Genomic DNA, 15,872 nt, shown 5'->3' on the forward strand with positions numbered 1-15,872 from the left:
TTCCCAGTGTTTGTGCGCAGATACGCGATCCGGCCCGCAGACTTTGTCGCCCAGGTGCCAGGCTAGTGGCTTTCCCGTCTGGGCTCGCGGGCAGCGCGCGCGTACCGTGGCCGGTCATGAGCCATACCCCTGCCTTCATCCCCCAGATCCGCCTGTACCAGGACTGGCTGCGCGAGCGCCACGGCCTGCAGTTCGACAGCTACGACGCCCTGTGGCGCTGGTCGGTCACCGACCTGGACGCCTTCTGGCAAAGCATCTGGGACTACAACGCGCTGCAGTCGCCCACGCCGCACACGGCCGTGCTGGAGCGCAACACCATGCCCGGCGCCCAGTGGTTTCCGGGCGCCCAGATCAACTACACGCGCCAGGCGCTGCGCCATGTGGGTGCCGCCCATGCGGCCGGCATGCCCGCCGTGGTCAGCCGCAACGAGACGGGCCGCCACCGCGAACTGTCCTGGCCCGAGCTGCGCCGCCAGGTCGCCGCCCTGGCCCTGCACCTGAAGTCCCAGGGCGTGGGCCGCGGCGACCGCGTGGCTGCCTACCTGCCCAACATCCCCGAGGCCATGGTCGCCCTGCTGGCCACGGCCAGCCTGGGCGCCGTCTGGAGCATCTGCGCGCCCGACATGGGCACCAACGCGGTGCTGGACCGCTTTCGCCAGATCGCGCCCAAGGCGCTGATCGCCGTCGATGGCGTGCACTACGCCGGGCGCGATATCGACCGCATGGCCGTGCTGGCGGAGCTGCGCGCGGGCCTGCCCAGCGTGGAGCATGTGGTCCTTGTGCCCAACCTGGACCTGCAGGCCAGGCTGGCCGATGCCGCCGACTACGGCCAGGTCACGGCCCGCGACGACGCGGCCACGGCGGCCTTCGAGCCCGAATGGCTGCCCTTCGACCACCCGCTGTGGATCGTCTACTCCAGCGGCACCACCGGCCTGCCCAAGCCCATCGTCCACGGCCATGGCGGCATGGTGCTGGTGGCCCTGCAGCTCAAGGCCCTGCACAACGACGTGGGCTGCAGCTACCACCCCAACAGCTGGGGCGAGCGCTACCACTGGTACAGCTCCACGGGCTGGGTGATGTGGAATGCCCAGGTCTCGGGCCTGCTGGGCGGCACCACCTGCGTGATCTTCGACGGCAGCCCCGGCGGCAGCAAGGACAGGCCCGACTGGGGCGTGCTGTGGCGCTTCGCGGCCGAGACCGGCGTGACCAGCTTCGGCTCGGGCGCGGCCTTCTACGCCAACTGCATGAAGGCCGGCGTGGACCTGACGCAGTGCGGCGACCTGTCGCGCATCCGCAGCCTGGGCACCACGGGCTCGCCCCTGTCGCCCGAGGTGCAAAGCTGGGGCACGGCGCAGTTCGCAGGCATGGGGCGGCCTGACATCTGGTGGAACAACATCTCGGGCGGAACCGACTTTGCGGGCGCCTTCATCGGCGGCCACCGCGAGCTGCCCCAGCAGCCGGGCATCATGCAGTGCCGCCAGCTGGGCGCGGCCGTGGAGGCCTGGAACGAGCAGGGCCAGCCCGTCATCGACGAGGTGGGCGAGCTGGTCTGCACCCAGCCCATCCCCTCCATGCCGCTGTACCTGTGGGGCGATGCGGACGGCAAGCGCTACCTGTCCAGCTACTTCGACATGTACCCGGCCGGCCACGGCCGCGCGCCCGGCGGCGGTGACGGCCCCGCCGCCATGGGCCCGGTCTGGCGCCACGGCGACTGGATACGCATCCTCCCGGACGGCGGCTGCATCATCTACGGCCGCAGCGACGCCACCATCAACCGCCACGGCCTGCGCATGGGCACCAGCGAGATCTACAGCGCCGTCGAGGCCCTGCCCGAAGTGCTGGACTCCATGGTCGTGGACCTCGAATACCTGGGCCGCGAAAGCTACATGCCGCTGTTCGTGGTGCTGCGCCCGGGCGTGGATCTGGACGACGCCCTGCGCGCGCGCCTGCAGGGCGCCATCCGCCAGGCCCTGTCGCCGCGCTTCGTGCCCGACGAGATCGTGCAGGTGGCCGAGATCCCGCGCACGCTCAGCGGCAAGAAGCAGGAGCTGCCCATCAAGAAGCTGATGCTGGGCCAGCCGCTGGACAAGGTGGTCAACAAGGAGGCCATGGCCAACCCGGGCTGCCTGGACTGGTATGTGGGCTTTGCGGCGCAGCATGCCAAGGCACAGGCTGCCTGATATTCAAACGGTATCAGTGGCGCGGTTTTTAATATTGGACTGCGACAGACCGGCTGCCTAGAGTGGGGTCCAACCATGGAGCCCTGCAATGAGCGTGCTTGATTCCCTTGCCCTGACCCGCATCCCCGCCGAGGACGAAGCCCTGCGCGCCGAGGTGCGCGCCTTCCTCGCCCAGGCCATAAGCGGCCTGCCGCCCCATGTGCGTGCGCGCTCCTGGGGCGGCTACAGCGCCGAACTGAGCCGGCAACTGGGCGAAAAGGGCTGGATAGGCGTCACCCTGCCGCGCGAGTACGGCGGCGGCGGGCGCAGCGCCTTCACGCGATACGTGCTGGTGGAGGAATACCTGGCCTGCGGGGCGCCCGTGGGCTCGCACTGGATTGCCGACCGCCAGAGCGGCCCACTGATCCTCAAGTACGGCACCGAGGCGCAAAAGCAGTTCTACCTGCCGCGCATCTGCTGGGGCGAGGCCTTCTTTTGCATCGGCATGAGCGAGCCCGGCGCGGGCTCGGACCTGGCCAGCGTGAAGACGCGCGCCGTGCCGAACGGCAAGGGCTTCGTGCTCAACGGCCAGAAGATCTGGACCACCAACGCCCACCACTGCCACTACATGATCGCCCTGGTGCGCACCTCGGGCGAGGCGGGTGACCGGCACAAGGGGCTGTCCCAGGTCATCGTGGACCTGTCGCTGCCGGGCGTGACCGTGCGGCCCATCACCGACCTCTCGGGCGACAGCCATTTCTGCGAAGTCTTCTTCGACAACGTGCAGCTGCCGCCCGACGCCCTGATCGGCCAGGAAGGCCAGGGCTGGGAGCAGGTCACGGCCGAGCTGGCCTTCGAACGCAGCGGGCCCGAGCGGCTGTTCTCCAGCATCGTGCTGTTCGACGAATGGCTGGCCTGGCTGCGTGCAACGGGCGAGCGCAGCGAAGGCGCGCTGCGCCTGGCCGGCCGCGTGTTCACCGAGCTGGCCCCGCTGCGCGCCATGTCGGTGGCCGTGCAGGACAAGCTGGTGCGCGGCGAAAGCCCCATCGTCGAGGCGGCCCTGGTCAAGGAGCTGGGCACGACGCTGGAGCAGTCCATTCCCGCCGCCATCGCCGATGACCTGTTCGCACGCGAGGCGTCCGAGGTTCCGCTGGAGCTGCTACGCACCCTCAACTACGTGACGGAGGTTGCGCCTTCGTATTCATTGCGCGGCGGCACGCGCGACATCCTGCGCGGAATGATCGCGCGTGGCCTCGGCCTGCGTTGAATAAGGTTCCCCTTAAGTTGGGGCGCGCCAGTTTCAAACGGAACGCCCAAGGCCTGGCGTCATGTGTCATGAATGGAGAGAGACATGGAAGACGATTTGTTTGCCGATGCCGCACGCCAGCTGCTGCAGGGCGAGTGCACGCCCGCGCGGGTGCGCGCCATCGAGGCCGGGGGCTCGCCCCGGGCGCTGTGGCAATCGCTGGAGCAGGCCGGCTTTGCCGATGCCCTGGTGCCCGAGCACGCGGGCGGCGCGGGGCTGGCGCTGGCGCAGCTGTTCGATGTGTGGTCGCTGGCCGGCGCCCATGCGCTGCCCGTGCCGCTGGGCGAGACCATGCTGGCGCGCGCGTTGCTGGTGGGCGCGGGGGCGGAGCGTCCACCAGGCGCCATCGCGTTGGCGCAAGGCCTGCTCCAGGCGGATGGCGGCCTGCACTGCGCACCCGTGCGCCTGGGCGCGGTGGCGGACAGCGCGCTGGTGCAGCATGCGCAGGGCTGGAGCCTGCTGCCCGTGGCGCAGGCGCAGTCCGAGCCGGCGGCCTTCTGCCTGGACGTGAACCTGCGCTGGAGCGCCGATCAGGTCCGCGCGGCGCCTGCTCCCGCTATCGCCCTGCCGGATGGGCTGGACCTGCGCACGCTGCAGGCCGGCCTGGTGGCGGCGCAGCTGGCGGGCGCGCTCATGGAGGTGTTCCAGCGCACGCTGCAGTATGCGAATGACCGCCAGCAGTTCGGCCGCCCCATCGGCAAGTTCCAGGCCATTCAGCACCAGCTGGCGGTGATGAGCGAGCATGTCTTCGCCGCGCGCATGGCGGCCCGGCTGGGCTGCGCGGGGCAGGGCATCTTCCCCGATCGGCTGCGCGTGGCCGTGGCCAAGGCGCGCTGCAGCCAGGCCGCGCTGGCCGTGGCCGAGGCGGCCCACGCCATCCACGGCGCCATGGGCTTCACCGAGGAATACGACCTGCAACTGCTCACGCGCCGCCTGCATGCCTGGCGCCAGACGGCGGGCTCCGAGTCGTACTGGCACGGTGTGGCAGGCGCCGCGCTGGTCCATGGCCACGCGGGCAGCACGCTGGACCTGATCCGTTCGACCACCGACATCACCGCATAAACCCTTGCTCAAGGAGTCTTCTCCATGTCCTTTCTGAACATCGCCCGCGACGGCGCCATCTGGACCCTCACCATGAACCAGCCCGAGACGCGCAATGCGCTCACGGGCAACACGGCCGTGGAGGAATTCGTGCAGGTCTGCGACGAGATCCGGCGCGACGCCTCGGTCAAGGCCGTCATCCTCACGGGCGCCGGCCCCATCTTCAGCTCGGGCGGCAACGTCAAGGACATGCAGCGCTTCTTCGACGACGCGCTCACGCCCGATGCCATCCGCGAGGAGTACCGCCAGGGCATACAGCGCATTCCGCGTGCCCTGACCCAGCTGGACGTGCCCGTGATCTGCGCCATCAACGGCCCGGCCATCGGCGCGGGGCTGGACCTGACCTGCATGTGCGACATCCGCATCGCCAGCGAGACGGCCACCTTTGCCGAGAGCTTCGTGCGCGTGGGCATCGTCCCCGGGGACGGCGGCGCCTGGCTGCTGCCGCGCGCCGTGGGCCGCGCCAAGGCGGCCGAGATGGCGTTCACGGGCGAGGCCATCGACGCGCAGGAGGCCCTGGCCTGCGGCCTGGTCAGCCGCGTCGTGCCGGCGGACCAGCTGCTGCCCACGGCACGCGCGCTGGCCGACAAGATCGCCGCCAACCCCGGCGCCGTGATGCGCATGACCAAGCGCCTGCTGCGCGAGGGCGAGCACAGCACGCTGGAGTCGCTGCTGGAGCTGTCCGCCGGCTACCAGGCCCTGGCCCACAAGACCGCCGACCACCGCGAGGCCGTGATGGCCTTCGTGGAGAAGCGTAAGCCCCGGTTTCAGTGACCGGGCCCGCCCGGCCCCCGCCACGGGGGCATGGGCCGTGTGTGACACAACACAAATGGACACTCCCCGGTGCCGGCCTCCCGGCGGGAGTGGGCGCCCATGTACTGCACACACAGTACACTTTGCGCGTCGAGAGGCAACTCTCCCATCCACCGCACTCCCAGTCCCATGGCCGTTGAAACGACGAGTACTGCCCGCCCCAGCTTCGACCTCAAGAGCGCGCAGCTGCCCGTGGTGGCCGTGACCCTGCGGGATACCGACGTACGTGCGCTCGTGGCCGACCTGGCCCAGCGCCTGGCCGACGACCCGGATTTCTTCGACAACGACCCCGTGCTGATCGACCTGGCCCATGTGCGCGAGGCCGAGGAGGCCATCGACTTCGCCGTGCTCGTGGAGGCGCTGCGCTTTCACCGCACCGTGCCCGTGGCCGTGCGCGGCGGCAGCCCGGCGCAGATGGAGGCGGCGCGTGCCGCAGGCCTGGCGCCCGCGCCCGAGGCCGCACCCGTGCGGCCCACGGTGCCCGAGATCGAGATCCAGGAAGTCGTGCGCGAGGTCGAGGTGGTGCGCGAGGTGCCTGCTCCCCAGGCCGACGCCCTCATCGTGGACAAGCCGCTGCGCTCGGGCCAGCGCGTCTATGCGCGCGGCACCGACATCGTGGTGCTGGCCATGGTCAGCTATGGTGCCGAAGTCATCGCCGACGGCAACGTCCATGTCTACGCGCCGCTGCGCGGCAGGGCCATCGCCGGGGCGCGCGGCAACACCGAGGCGCGCATCTTCAGCACCTGCATGGAAGCACAGCTGCTGTCGATTGCCGGCATCTATCGCACAATCGAGACCGATCTCCCGGCGGATGTGGCCGCCAGGCCCGCCAAGGTGCGTCTCGACGGCGAGAAAATCCTCATCGAGCCGGTATGACACCGGACCCTTCTTCTTTGCTCTCCAGTCTTTAAGGAACCGTGCAAACATGGCCAAAATAGTCGTCGTGACCTCCGGCAAGGGTGGCGTGGGCAAGACCACCACCAGCGCCAGCTTCGCATCGGGCCTCGCATTGCGCGGGCACAAGACCGCCGTCATCGATTTCGACGTGGGCCTGCGCAACCTGGACCTGATCATGGGCTGCGAGCGCCGCGTGGTCTACGACCTGATCAACGTCATCCAGGGAGAGGCCAACCTCAACCAGGCCCTGATCAAGGACAAGCAGTGCGACAACCTCTTCGTGCTGGCCGCCTCCCAGACGCGTGACAAGGATGCGCTCACGCAGGACGGCGTCAAGAAGATCCTGGACGATCTGGCGGGCATGGACTTCGAGTACATCGTCTGCGACTCGCCGGCCGGCATCGAAAGCGGCGCGCTGATCGCCATGCACTTCGCCGACGAGGCCCTGGTCGTGACCAACCCGGAAGTCTCCTCCGTGCGCGACTCCGACCGCATCCTGGGCATGCTCAGCTCCAAGACCGCGCGCGCCATAGCGGGCGAGACCGTCAAGGAACACCTGCTGATCACGCGCTACAACCCCAACCGCGTGCAGGACGGCCAGATGCTGTCGCTGGAGGACATCCAGGACATCCTGCGCATCGAGCTGATCGGCGTCGTGCCCGAGTCCGAAACCGTGCTGCAGGCCTCCAACCAGGGCATTCCCGCCGTGCACATGCAGGGCTCGGACGTGGCCGAGGCCTACCAGGACGTGGTCGCGCGCTTCCTGGGCGAGGAAAAGCCCATGCGCTTCACCGAAGCGCAAAAGCCCGGCTTCTTCAAACGCATGTTCGGGGGGAGGTAAGCGGCCATGTCCATGCTCTCTTTCCTGCTCGGAGAAAAGAAGAAGACGGCCTCGGTGGCCAAGGAGCGCCTGCAGATCATCCTCGCGCGCGAGCGCGTGGGCGGCAACGGCGGCGGTCCCGACTACCTGCCTGCGCTGCAAAAGGAGCTGATGGCGGTGATCTCCAAGTACGTGGACATCGACGTCAACGACATCAAGGTGCACCTGGAGCGCCAGGAAAACCTGGAAGTGCTCGAAGTCAAGATCGAACTGCCCGACGCCGCGCGCTGAGCGCCGCCCGGCGCCGTGCTCAGCCCAGGCGCAGCGTGCAGCGCAACCCGCCCAGCGGGCTGGGCCCCATCTCCAGCGATCCACCATAGGTCTCGGCGATGTCGCGCACGATGGCCAGGCCCAGGCCGTGGCCCTGGGCCTGTTCGTCGAAGCGGACACCGCGCTCCATGGCCTGCGCGAGATGCTCCGGCGCCAGGCCTGGGCCGTCGTCATCGATCTGCAGCAGCGTCGTCGTGCCATCCTGGCACACGGCCAGCGTGACGCGGCTGCGTGCCCACTTGCCGGCGTTGTCCAGCAGGTTTCCCGCCATCTCCTCCAGGTCCGAGGCCGCGCCGCGCCAGCGCAGCCCATGGCCGGGCAGCGGCGTGGAGGTCTGGATGGACCAGGACAGGCGCCGCTGGGCGTGGATCTGGCGCATGGCATCCAGCAGCCGGGCCAGCACCTCATCCAGCGCCACGCTGCCGGCGCTGCCGGCGCCGCTGGCAAAGCGCGCCAGATGGCGGTCGATGGTGTGGGACATGGCCTGTACCTGGTCACGCAGCCACGGGCCATCGACCTGATGGCCGCGTGCCTGGATGCCGAGCACGGCCAGCGGCTTCTTGAGCGCATGGCTCAGGTCGGCCGCCTGGTGGCGCGCGCGCTCCACGACCTGGGCATTGCGCTGCAGCACCTGGTCCACGGCCTCGGCAATCGGGTCCAGGTCGGGGCCGAAGTGCCGCCCCAGCTGCGTGCGTGTGCCGTCTTCCATGTCCTGCAGCGCCTGCTGCAGGCTGCGCAGCGGCTGCAATCCCAGGCGCACCAGCGCCACCGTGCACAGCAGCAGCGCGGCGACCAGGCCCAGCTCGGTGACCAGCAGGATGCGGTCGATTCGGCGCCATTCCTGGCGCGTACCGTCCAGCGGGCCGAAGACATGCAGCTGCACGCGCCTGCCCGCGACATCGAAGCTGCGGCGCAGGCCCAGCAGTTCGCGCCCCTGCGGCCCGCGCAGCGACAGCAGCGTCTCGCTGCCCTTGTGCCGGGGCCAGGGACGGGCGTCGTCCAGCTCCAGGCTGTCGTCCCAGACCGAGCGCGACTGCTGCAGCCGCCCGTCCTGCTCCAGTGTCCAGTACCAGCCCGAGAAAATGCGGCCGAACTCGCCGCGATTGAGCCGCGTGCCCTGTCCGGTCAGGGGTCCCGGGGACTGCAGCTCGGCCTGCAGCCGCTCGGCGCGGTCCTGCAGGCCGGCCTTGAAGCTGCGCAGCACCGCATCGTGCAACTGCTCGCGCAGCAGCCAGCTGGCGGCCGTGCCGCAGGCCAGCGTGGCCACCAAGCTCAGTGCCAGCAGGCGCTCCGACAGGCCCCAGTGCCTAGGACGCATGGTCGCCGCTGGCCTGCTGCAGGCGAAAGCCCCGTCCGCGCTCGGTATGGATCAGGCCATGCGGGGACAGTTTGCGGCGGATGCGGCCGACCAACACGTCCACGGTGTTGGAGTCCGGGTCCAGGTCGCGTGCGTAGACATGCTCGCTGATGTCGGCGCGGCTGACGAGCTGTCCATGCCGGTTGGTCAGAAAGCTCAGGATGCGTTGCTCCTGCGCGGTCAGCGCAAGCGGCCGACCTTCGAGCGTGAAGCGGTCTGCCATGGTGTCGTAGGCCAGCGGGCCTATCTGCACCAGGGGCCGGCTGCCGCCTGCTGCGCGCCGGTGCAGCACGCGCAGCCGCGTGACGACCTCCTCGTGCAGAAAGGGCTTGGTCAGGTAGTCGTCCGCGCCGGCCTGGAAGGCCGTGAGCTTGTCGCTCCAGCGGTTGCGGGCCGTGAGCACCAGCACGGGAAAGGAGCGGCCCTGCTCGCGCCAATGGCGCAGCACCGAGACGCCGTCCTGTCCTGGCAGCCCCAGGTCCAGCAAGGCGGCGTCATAGTGTTCGACGCTGCCCAGTTCCTGGGCGAGGCGGCCGTCCGCGCAGCACTCGGCCAGCATGCCGGCCTCCTGCAGGATGGCCTGCAGGCCTGCAGCAAGATCGGCGTCGTCTTCGACGATGAGCACCCGCATCAGCGCAGTCCGTCCTCTTCGATGGGCTGGCCGCTGTACGCATCCACATGCACTTCGATGCTGCGGCCGGCGCTCAGCTGCAACTCGACCTCGTAGTAGGCGCGCTGCCGGACGTCGATCTTGAGCTCGGCCTCTGTGGCGCGGGCCTGGTACTTGCGCTCCAGTTCCTCAAGAATGCGCGGCAGCGGTTGCAGCGTGGCGGCCTGCTCCCGGCTCAGGACAGGCTCCGCCAGGATGCGGCCCGTCTGGGCGTCGGCGCGCAGCAGCTGCTCACGGCCTTCGCGCGTGAGCAGCTGGATCTCGTAGTAGGGCCTGGGGCTGCGCGTTTCCTCCAGCTCGATCTGCAGCACGGTGCCGGGATGCAAGCGGGTGACGGCTGCCGCCACGGCGGACATGGGTATCAGCACGGCGGTGGTCGCGCCCGGCCGGGGGATGTCCTGTCCCGTGACTGCATCGATATAGATCTCCGTGCGCTGGCCATTGGCGAGCTTGATTTCGTACCAGCGCCGGCCGTCGGCGCCGCGCTCGAGTTCGATGTCGATGACGCGCCCTTTGTGGCGCTGCTGCACGTCCTGGAGGATTTCCGCCAAGGGCCGCAGGCGCTTGGACTGCACCTCGCGGCGCACGCTTTCATGCTCCGCTGGCGTGGTGGCAGAGGCGGGCGCCAGCGGCAGGGCCAGCAAGGCAGCAAGTGCGAGGCGGAGTTTCACGGCCACGCATCTTATGTGCACGTTCTTAAACAGTGCATGAACGCGCCATTCATGCGCGGTTTAGGCGCCTTTGCCGACACTGCAGGCGGTTGCACCGATGGCCCCGCCGCGGTGCCTTTTCATCTGTTTCTTTCTGGCATCGAACACCATGCATTTTCTTCGCTTTTCCCGCTCCGCCCCGCCATTGCCCCGGGTCCTGGGCGCTGGCGCGCTCTCGCTGTCCGTGCTGCTGGCCGCCTGCGGCGGCGGCGGCGGCGGGGCTGACAAGCCCGCCCCCACGCCAGTCACTCCCAGCGCCAGCTATGCGTCGGGCACCATTGACGGCTTCGGCTCCATCCTGGTCAATGGGGTGCGGTATGACGAGCGCCAGGCCCGGATCACCGATGGCGATGGCGTCCTGCTGGCCAGCGATGCGCTCAAGCTGGGCATGGCGGTCCATGTCACGGCCGACCCCGTGACCACCGGCAGCGATGGTGTGGCGCGCGCCATGGCCCGCCAGATTCTTGTGCGCAGCGATCTGGAAGGTCCGTTGAGCGCGGTCGTGGGCGACCGGCTGACCGTACTGGGCCAGACCGTGATCGTCGATGCGGCCACGGTGTTCGAGGACGGCCGCGCGGCGGCGCTGCAGGTCGGCCGTGTGCTGGAAGTCCACGGCCTGCGCGATGCGCAGGGCCGCATTCTTGCCAGCCGCATCGAGATCGAGGATGACGCCGACGAGCCCTGGCGCCTGCGCGCGCCTGTGGATGCCGTTGACATGTCGCGCCGCACCCTGCGCATCGGCGAGGCCGTCGTCAACTGGAGCGGCGTGCAGGTTGCCGCCGCGCTGGCTGCCGGCGACGTGGTCAGCCTGCGCCTGGCGCGCCAGCCCGATGCCGCCGGCCTGTGGGTGGCCACCGCACTGTCGGTGCAGCGTCCCACGCTGCCCGAACAGGCAGGCGTGGAGGCCGACGTCACCGGCCATATCACCCGCATGGACTCGCCGACCCGCTTCGTCGTGGACGGCCTGAGCGTGGATGCGGGCAGCGCCGCACGCCTGCCCGCAGGCCTTGCCGTGGGCGACCTGGTCGAGGTCGAAGGCATGTTCCAGGACGGGGTGCTTCGCGCCTCCGAGGTCGAGCGCAAGCTGCGGCTGGACAGTGACGATGGCTTCGAGATCGAGGGGCGCATCACCGCTGTCGACAGCCTGGCCGGCATCTTCGAGCTGCGCGGCGTGCGCGTGGACTATCGCAATGCGCGCTTCGAGGATGGCAGCGCTGCCCAAATTGCCGTGGGGCGCGTGGTCGAGGTCAAGGGCCGGCTCTCGGTCGATGGCGCGATGGTGGTGGCCACCGAGGTCGAGTTCGACTAAGGGTTCGCGTTCGCCGCAGGCCGCATCGCCTCGCTCTGCGCACGCGCGGCGGCGGGGCGCACCCACAGCAGGTAGGCGGCGCCCAGCAGCACGATCCACAGGCCGCCCACGACCAGCGCGGCACGGGTGTGGGGGAAGTAGCCGAGCACGCCCAGCACCAGCAGCATGAAGCCGATGGCGGCCAGCGGCGCGGCGGGCCACAGCGGGACCGGGAACTTCAGCGCGGCCACCTGCCGCGGGCTCATGCGGCGGCGCGCCGCGAACTGCGACAGCAGGATCATCAGCCAGACCCAGACCGTGGCGAAGGTGGCGATGGAGGCGATCAGCAGGAACACGTCCTCGGGAATCAGGTAGTTCAGCACCACGCCGGCCAGCAGTGCCACGGCCATCACCACCACCGTCATCCAGGGCACGCCATGGCGCGAGACGCGGCCGAAGCCGGCGGGGGCCTGGCCCTGGTGCGCCATGCCGTAGAGCATGCGGCCGGCGCCGAAGATGTCGCTGTTGATGGCCGACACGGCCGCCGAGATCACCACGATGTTGAGGATGGTGGCGGCCGAGGAAATGCCCAGGCCGCTGAAGATCTGCACGAAGGGGCTGCCCTGGCTGCCGATCTGCGGCCAGGGGAAGATGCTCATCAGCACGAACAGCGTGAGCACGTAGAACAGCAGGATGCGCAGCGGCACGGCGTTGATGGCGCGCGGGATCACGCGCGCCGGGTCCTTGGCCTCGCCGGCCGAGATGCCGATGATCTCGATGCCGCCGAAGGCGAACACCACCACCGCCAGCGAGGCGATCAGGCCCGAGACGCCATTGGGCATGAAGCCGCCGTGCACCCACAGGTTCTGCACGCCGGTGGGTGCCTGGCCGGCCGCCATGCCGAAGCCGAACACCATGATGCCCAGGCCGCCGCCGATCATGGCGATGATGGCCGCCACCTTCAGCAGGGACAGCCAGAACTCCATCTCGCCGAACACCTTGACCGAGCACAGGTTGAGCGCGCCGATGAAGCAGACGATGGACAGCACCCAGATCCAGCGCGGCACCTCGGGAAACCAGAACCCCATGTAGATGCCGAAGGCCGTCACGTCGGCCAGGCAGACGATGACCATCTCGAAGGTATAGGTCCAGCCCGTTACGAAGCCGGCGAACGGGCCCAGGTAGTCACTGGCGTACTGGCCGAAGGAGCCGGGCACGGGGTTGTGCACGGCCATCTCGCCCAGCGCGCGCATCACCATGTAGACCGCCGCGCCCGCCAGCAGGTAGGCGATCAGCACCGAGGGCCCCGCCTGCTGTATGGCCTTGGCCGAGCCGTAGAACAGCCCCGTGCCTATGGCCGAGCCCAGTGCCATGAAGCGGATATGGCGGGCCGACAGCCCTCGGTGCAGGCTGCCTGCAGATGGTGAACTCATGTGCTGTCTCCCCCGTCATTGGTGAAATGGCCGCCGCATCCACGGGCTTCGTCGGCCTGCGGATGGGTCTGCGATCAGATGTATAAGCCTGTATATACAATATGCGCAGACACCGATTTCCCGGACCGGGGATTACCCGGAGGCGGGAAGGAACGGGAATAGGGGGAGTGGCCGAAAGAGCCGACGAGTGTGCCGCCGCGGGCCCGGGCTCAGCCCAGGCCGCCCGTGTGCATGCGGCCTGCGTGGTACAGCAGCGGCGTGTGGCCGGCCTGGTGGCTGCACTGCTCGACCTCGCCGATGAAGATCACATGGTCGCCCTCTTCATGGCGATGGCGGTTGCGGCACTCGAAGACGGTGGTGGCTTCGGTCAGCAGCGGCACGCCCTGGGCCGAGCTGCGCCAGGCGGTGTTGGCGAAGCGGTCCACGCCCTTGCGCGCGAACAGCTCGGCCAGGGGCTTTTGCGAGGCCGACAGCACGTGGATGGCGTAGTGCGAGCAATGCTGGAACACGGGCAGCGAGGCCGCCGACAGCGCCATGCTCCACAGCACCAGCGGCGGTGTGAGCGAGACCGAGTTGAACGAGCTCACGGTGACGCCCACCGGATGGCCCTGCGGGCTGCGCGCGGTGACGATGGTCACGCCCGTGGCGAACTGGCCCAGCGCGTCGCGGAACTCGCGCGACGAGAACGGGGCCTGAGGGGCCAGGTTGGCCATGGCGGCAGGAGGCAGGGCGGAATTCACGGGTGCAAGAACCAGGCGGCAGCAAGGCGGCAGCAGGGCTGCCGCGTTTGGGACGGGCGCCCGTAGCCGGGCAGCAACCGTGCATTATGGGTGCGGATGCCGGCAGATGCGGCCGATGGGGATTTGGCCAGGGAGGTCTTTGCCTTGCGTGCGCCGTGCCGGCTCACAGCGCCATGCGCATCTGGGCGGGCGCGGCGTTCTCCTGCAGCCAGCCTGCCATGCGGGCGCGCGCGCAGCGCTGCAGCCGCATCAGCAGGGCATGCTCGGGCCAGGCCAGCGCATAGCGCCGGCACAGGTCCTGCTGCATGCGCGCCAGCAGGGCGGCGGCCATCTCGGCATCGGCCAGCGCCCGGTGGGCACGCTCGGCCACGGGCAAGCCCAGGTGGGCGGTGAGCCGGCTCAGGCTGTGGCTGGGCGCCTCCGGATAGATGCGGCGCGACAGCAGCACGGTGCAGGCAAAGGGCTGGGGCGCGGCCTCGCCGGCCAGGGCCAGTTCGGACTGCCAGAACTTGCTGTCGAAGGCCGCGTTGTGCGCCACCATGGGCGCGCTGCCCACGAAGCGGGCGGCATCGCGCATCACCTCCTCGGCGGGCGGCGCGGCTGCGACCATGGCGTTGGTGATGCCGGTCAGCCGCGTGATGAAGGGCGGTATCCAGGCGCCCGTGCGCATCAGGCTCTGGAAACGGTCCACGACCTGGCCGCCCTCGATCAGCACGATGGCGACCTCGGTGGCACGCGCGCCCTGGGCAGGCGCCATGCCCGTGGTTTCAAAGTCGATGACGGCAATCGGCTGCGGCATGGGGCGATTGTGCCCGGCAGTGCCCGACCGGCGTGCCGGGGCGGCTATTCCTCGGCCTGGCTGCCGTCGGCCGCGCCCAGGCGCTGCACGACCTGGTCGAGCAGGGCGTAGAGCTGCTCGATCTCTTCATGGCCCACCAGGCGCTCGATCTCGGCATAGGTCTCGGAGGAATGCGGCGCGATCTCGGCCACGATGGCGTGGCCGGCCGCCGTGAGCTCGAACTCGGCGCCGCGCATGTCGCTGGCGTGGCGCGACCGCTCCACCAGCTGCCGGCCTTCCAGCGTCTTGAGCAGGCGCGAGAGGCTGGGCATGCTGATGTAGGTGGCCTGCGACAGCTCCATGGGCCGCAGCCTGTGCGTGACCGCCGCCATGGCGCGCAGCACGCGCCACTGCTGTTCGGTCAGGCCATGGGCGCGCAGCATGGGCCGAAAGCGCACCATGACCGATTCGCGGGCGCGCAGCAGCGCCATGGGCAGGGAGCGCGAGAAGGCGCGCAGCGGCTCGGGGGCAAAAGAGGTCGTGGTCTGGGGCATGTTCGGCAGCATCTGTCGGCTGGATTCTATGCAGCCGCCGCTCCCTCCCCGGAGCGGCGTTGCGCGCGCCTTGTCAGGCCGGGGCCTCAATAGGTCTGGCTTTTCGGCGCGGGGGCCGCTGCCTGCTTGAAGCGCGCAGCCAGCGCGCTGGTGGCCTGCACCAGCACGCTGGTGTCCAGGCCCACGGCCGTGAAGGTGCAGCCCAGCTCCAGGTACTTGCGCGCCAGGGCCTCGTTGGGCGTGAGGATGCCGGGCGCCTTGCCGGCGCGGCGTATGCGCGCGATGGCGTCGGCAATCGCCTCCTGCACCTCGGGATGGCCGGGGTTGCCGATGTGGCCCATGGAGGCCGACAGGTCGGCCGGGCCGATGAAGACGCCGTCCACGCCCTCGGTGGCGGCAATGGCGTCCAGGTGGGCCAGCGCCTGGCGCGTCTCCACCTGCACCAGCACGCAGACCTGGGCGTTGGCTTCATGGGCGTAGTTGGCGCGCCGGCCCCAGGCCGATGCGCGTGCGCCGCCCATGCCGCGGATGCCGCCCTGGCCGTCGGCCTGCGGATAGCGCGCGGCGCGCACGATGCGTGCGGCCTGCTCGGCCGTGTCCACCATGGGCACGAGCAGGGTCTGCACGCCGATGTCCAGGTACTGCTTGATCAGCATCTCGCCGACCTCGCCGTGTCCCATGGGCACGCGGGCAATGGCATGGCTGTCGGGATAGGCCGCGATGGCCTGCAGCTGCGCCAGCAGGGTGCGCGTGTCGTTGGGCGAATGCTCGCCGTCGATCAGGAGCCAGTCGAAGCCGGCGCCCGCGCAGATTTCCGCCGAATAGGCGTCGGCCAGGCCCAGCCACAGGCCGATCTGGGGTTGGTCGGCCGCAATGGCGGCCTTGAAGCGGTTCACAGGTGTCTGCATGGTGTGAT

General features: G+C 69.5%; 16 protein-coding genes. 8 read left to right on the forward strand and 8 right to left on the reverse strand.

Features of this window, described 5'->3' with window-relative positions; translation table 11 throughout:
- Positions 1-116: 116 nt before the first annotated feature.
- The 7 genes from G4D77_RS16715 to minE all read left to right on the forward strand — a co-directional run bounded on the left by G4D77_RS16715 (position 117) and on the right by minE (position 7,387).
- Positions 117-2,180, forward strand: a complete 2,064-nt coding sequence (locus G4D77_RS16715) for an acetoacetate--CoA ligase (protein WP_154833000.1) — start codon at positions 117-119, stop codon at positions 2,178-2,180.
- Between the two features lie 88 nt (positions 2,181-2,268).
- A complete protein-coding gene (locus tag G4D77_RS16720; protein WP_154833002.1) occupies positions 2,269-3,426 on the forward strand; it encodes an acyl-CoA dehydrogenase family protein in 1,158 nt (385 codons plus the stop codon).
- Between the two features lie 84 nt (positions 3,427-3,510).
- Positions 3,511-4,527, forward strand: coding sequence for an acyl-CoA dehydrogenase family protein (locus tag G4D77_RS16725; RefSeq protein ID WP_154833004.1), 1,017 nt, complete (start codon positions 3,511-3,513; stop codon positions 4,525-4,527).
- Between the two features lie 24 nt (positions 4,528-4,551).
- Entirely contained in the window at positions 4,552-5,340 is a 789-nt protein-coding gene (locus tag G4D77_RS16730) for a crotonase/enoyl-CoA hydratase family protein (protein WP_154833006.1), read from the forward strand.
- 168 nt (positions 5,341-5,508) lie between these two features.
- Entirely contained in the window at positions 5,509-6,255 is a 747-nt protein-coding gene (minC, locus tag G4D77_RS16735) for a septum site-determining protein MinC (RefSeq protein ID WP_017405687.1), read from the forward strand.
- 49 nt (positions 6,256-6,304) lie between these two features.
- Complete coding sequence (gene minD / locus G4D77_RS16740) at positions 6,305-7,117, forward strand: septum site-determining protein MinD (RefSeq protein WP_017405686.1); 813 nt, start codon at positions 6,305-6,307, stop codon at positions 7,115-7,117.
- Between the two features lie 6 nt (positions 7,118-7,123).
- A complete protein-coding gene (gene minE, locus G4D77_RS16745) occupies positions 7,124-7,387 on the forward strand; it encodes a cell division topological specificity factor MinE (RefSeq protein ID WP_016447328.1) in 264 nt (87 codons plus the stop codon).
- 19 nt (positions 7,388-7,406) lie between these two features.
- Here minE and G4D77_RS16750 read toward each other — a convergent pair whose 3' ends face one another.
- From G4D77_RS16750 to G4D77_RS16760, 3 genes are read right to left on the reverse strand one after another with little or no spacing between them, the layout of a single operon-like run.
- Positions 7,407-8,744: a sensor histidine kinase gene (locus G4D77_RS16750; RefSeq protein ID WP_154833008.1), complete on the reverse strand. Its 1,338-nt coding sequence runs from the start codon at positions 8,742-8,744 to the stop codon at positions 7,407-7,409.
- Entirely contained in the window at positions 8,734-9,414 is a 681-nt protein-coding gene (locus tag G4D77_RS16755) for a response regulator transcription factor (protein WP_013800000.1), read from the reverse strand. The genes G4D77_RS16750 and G4D77_RS16755 overlap by 11 nt, the downstream gene beginning before the upstream one ends.
- Positions 9,414-10,124: a PepSY domain-containing protein gene (locus tag G4D77_RS16760; protein WP_223275184.1), complete on the reverse strand. Its 711-nt coding sequence runs from the start codon at positions 10,122-10,124 to the stop codon at positions 9,414-9,416. The genes G4D77_RS16755 and G4D77_RS16760 overlap by 1 nt, the downstream gene beginning before the upstream one ends.
- A 148-nt stretch (positions 10,125-10,272) precedes the next feature.
- Between G4D77_RS16760 and G4D77_RS16765 the strand changes: the two genes are divergently transcribed.
- The gene (locus G4D77_RS16765) at positions 10,273-11,472 is read left to right on the forward strand and encodes a DUF5666 domain-containing protein (protein WP_016452257.1); all 1,200 of its coding nucleotides are present in this window, start codon (positions 10,273-10,275) and stop codon (positions 11,470-11,472) included.
- On the opposite strand, the gene G4D77_RS16770 is transcribed toward G4D77_RS16765, so the two are convergent.
- The 5 genes from G4D77_RS16770 to G4D77_RS16790 all read right to left on the reverse strand — a co-directional run bounded on the left by G4D77_RS16770 (position 11,469) and on the right by G4D77_RS16790 (position 15,864).
- Complete coding sequence (locus G4D77_RS16770) at positions 11,469-12,884, reverse strand: L-histidine transporter HutT (protein ID WP_154833010.1); 1,416 nt, start codon at positions 12,882-12,884, stop codon at positions 11,469-11,471. The genes G4D77_RS16765 and G4D77_RS16770 overlap by 4 nt on opposite strands.
- A gap of 209 nt (positions 12,885-13,093) precedes the next feature.
- On the reverse strand, positions 13,094-13,597 hold the full coding sequence (locus G4D77_RS16775) for a flavin reductase family protein (RefSeq protein ID WP_016452255.1): 504 nt from the start codon (positions 13,595-13,597) through the stop codon (positions 13,094-13,096).
- A gap of 190 nt (positions 13,598-13,787) precedes the next feature.
- On the reverse strand, positions 13,788-14,423 hold the full coding sequence (locus G4D77_RS16780; RefSeq protein WP_070080773.1) for a 3'-5' exonuclease: 636 nt from the start codon (positions 14,421-14,423) through the stop codon (positions 13,788-13,790).
- Between the two features lie 44 nt (positions 14,424-14,467).
- Positions 14,468-14,956, reverse strand: coding sequence for a homoprotocatechuate degradation operon regulator HpaR (hpaR, locus tag G4D77_RS16785; RefSeq protein WP_016447335.1), 489 nt, complete (start codon positions 14,954-14,956; stop codon positions 14,468-14,470).
- A gap of 86 nt (positions 14,957-15,042) precedes the next feature.
- Positions 15,043-15,864 (reverse strand): aldolase/citrate lyase family protein, encoded by an 822-nt coding sequence (locus tag G4D77_RS16790; RefSeq protein WP_012202038.1) that lies wholly within the window; start codon positions 15,862-15,864, stop codon positions 15,043-15,045.
- Between the last annotated feature and the right edge of the window lie 8 nt (positions 15,865-15,872).

Source organism: Delftia sp. WY8, assembly GCF_018437695.1.
Lineage (GTDB): Bacteria > Pseudomonadota > Gammaproteobacteria > Burkholderiales > Burkholderiaceae_C > Comamonas > Comamonas tsuruhatensis.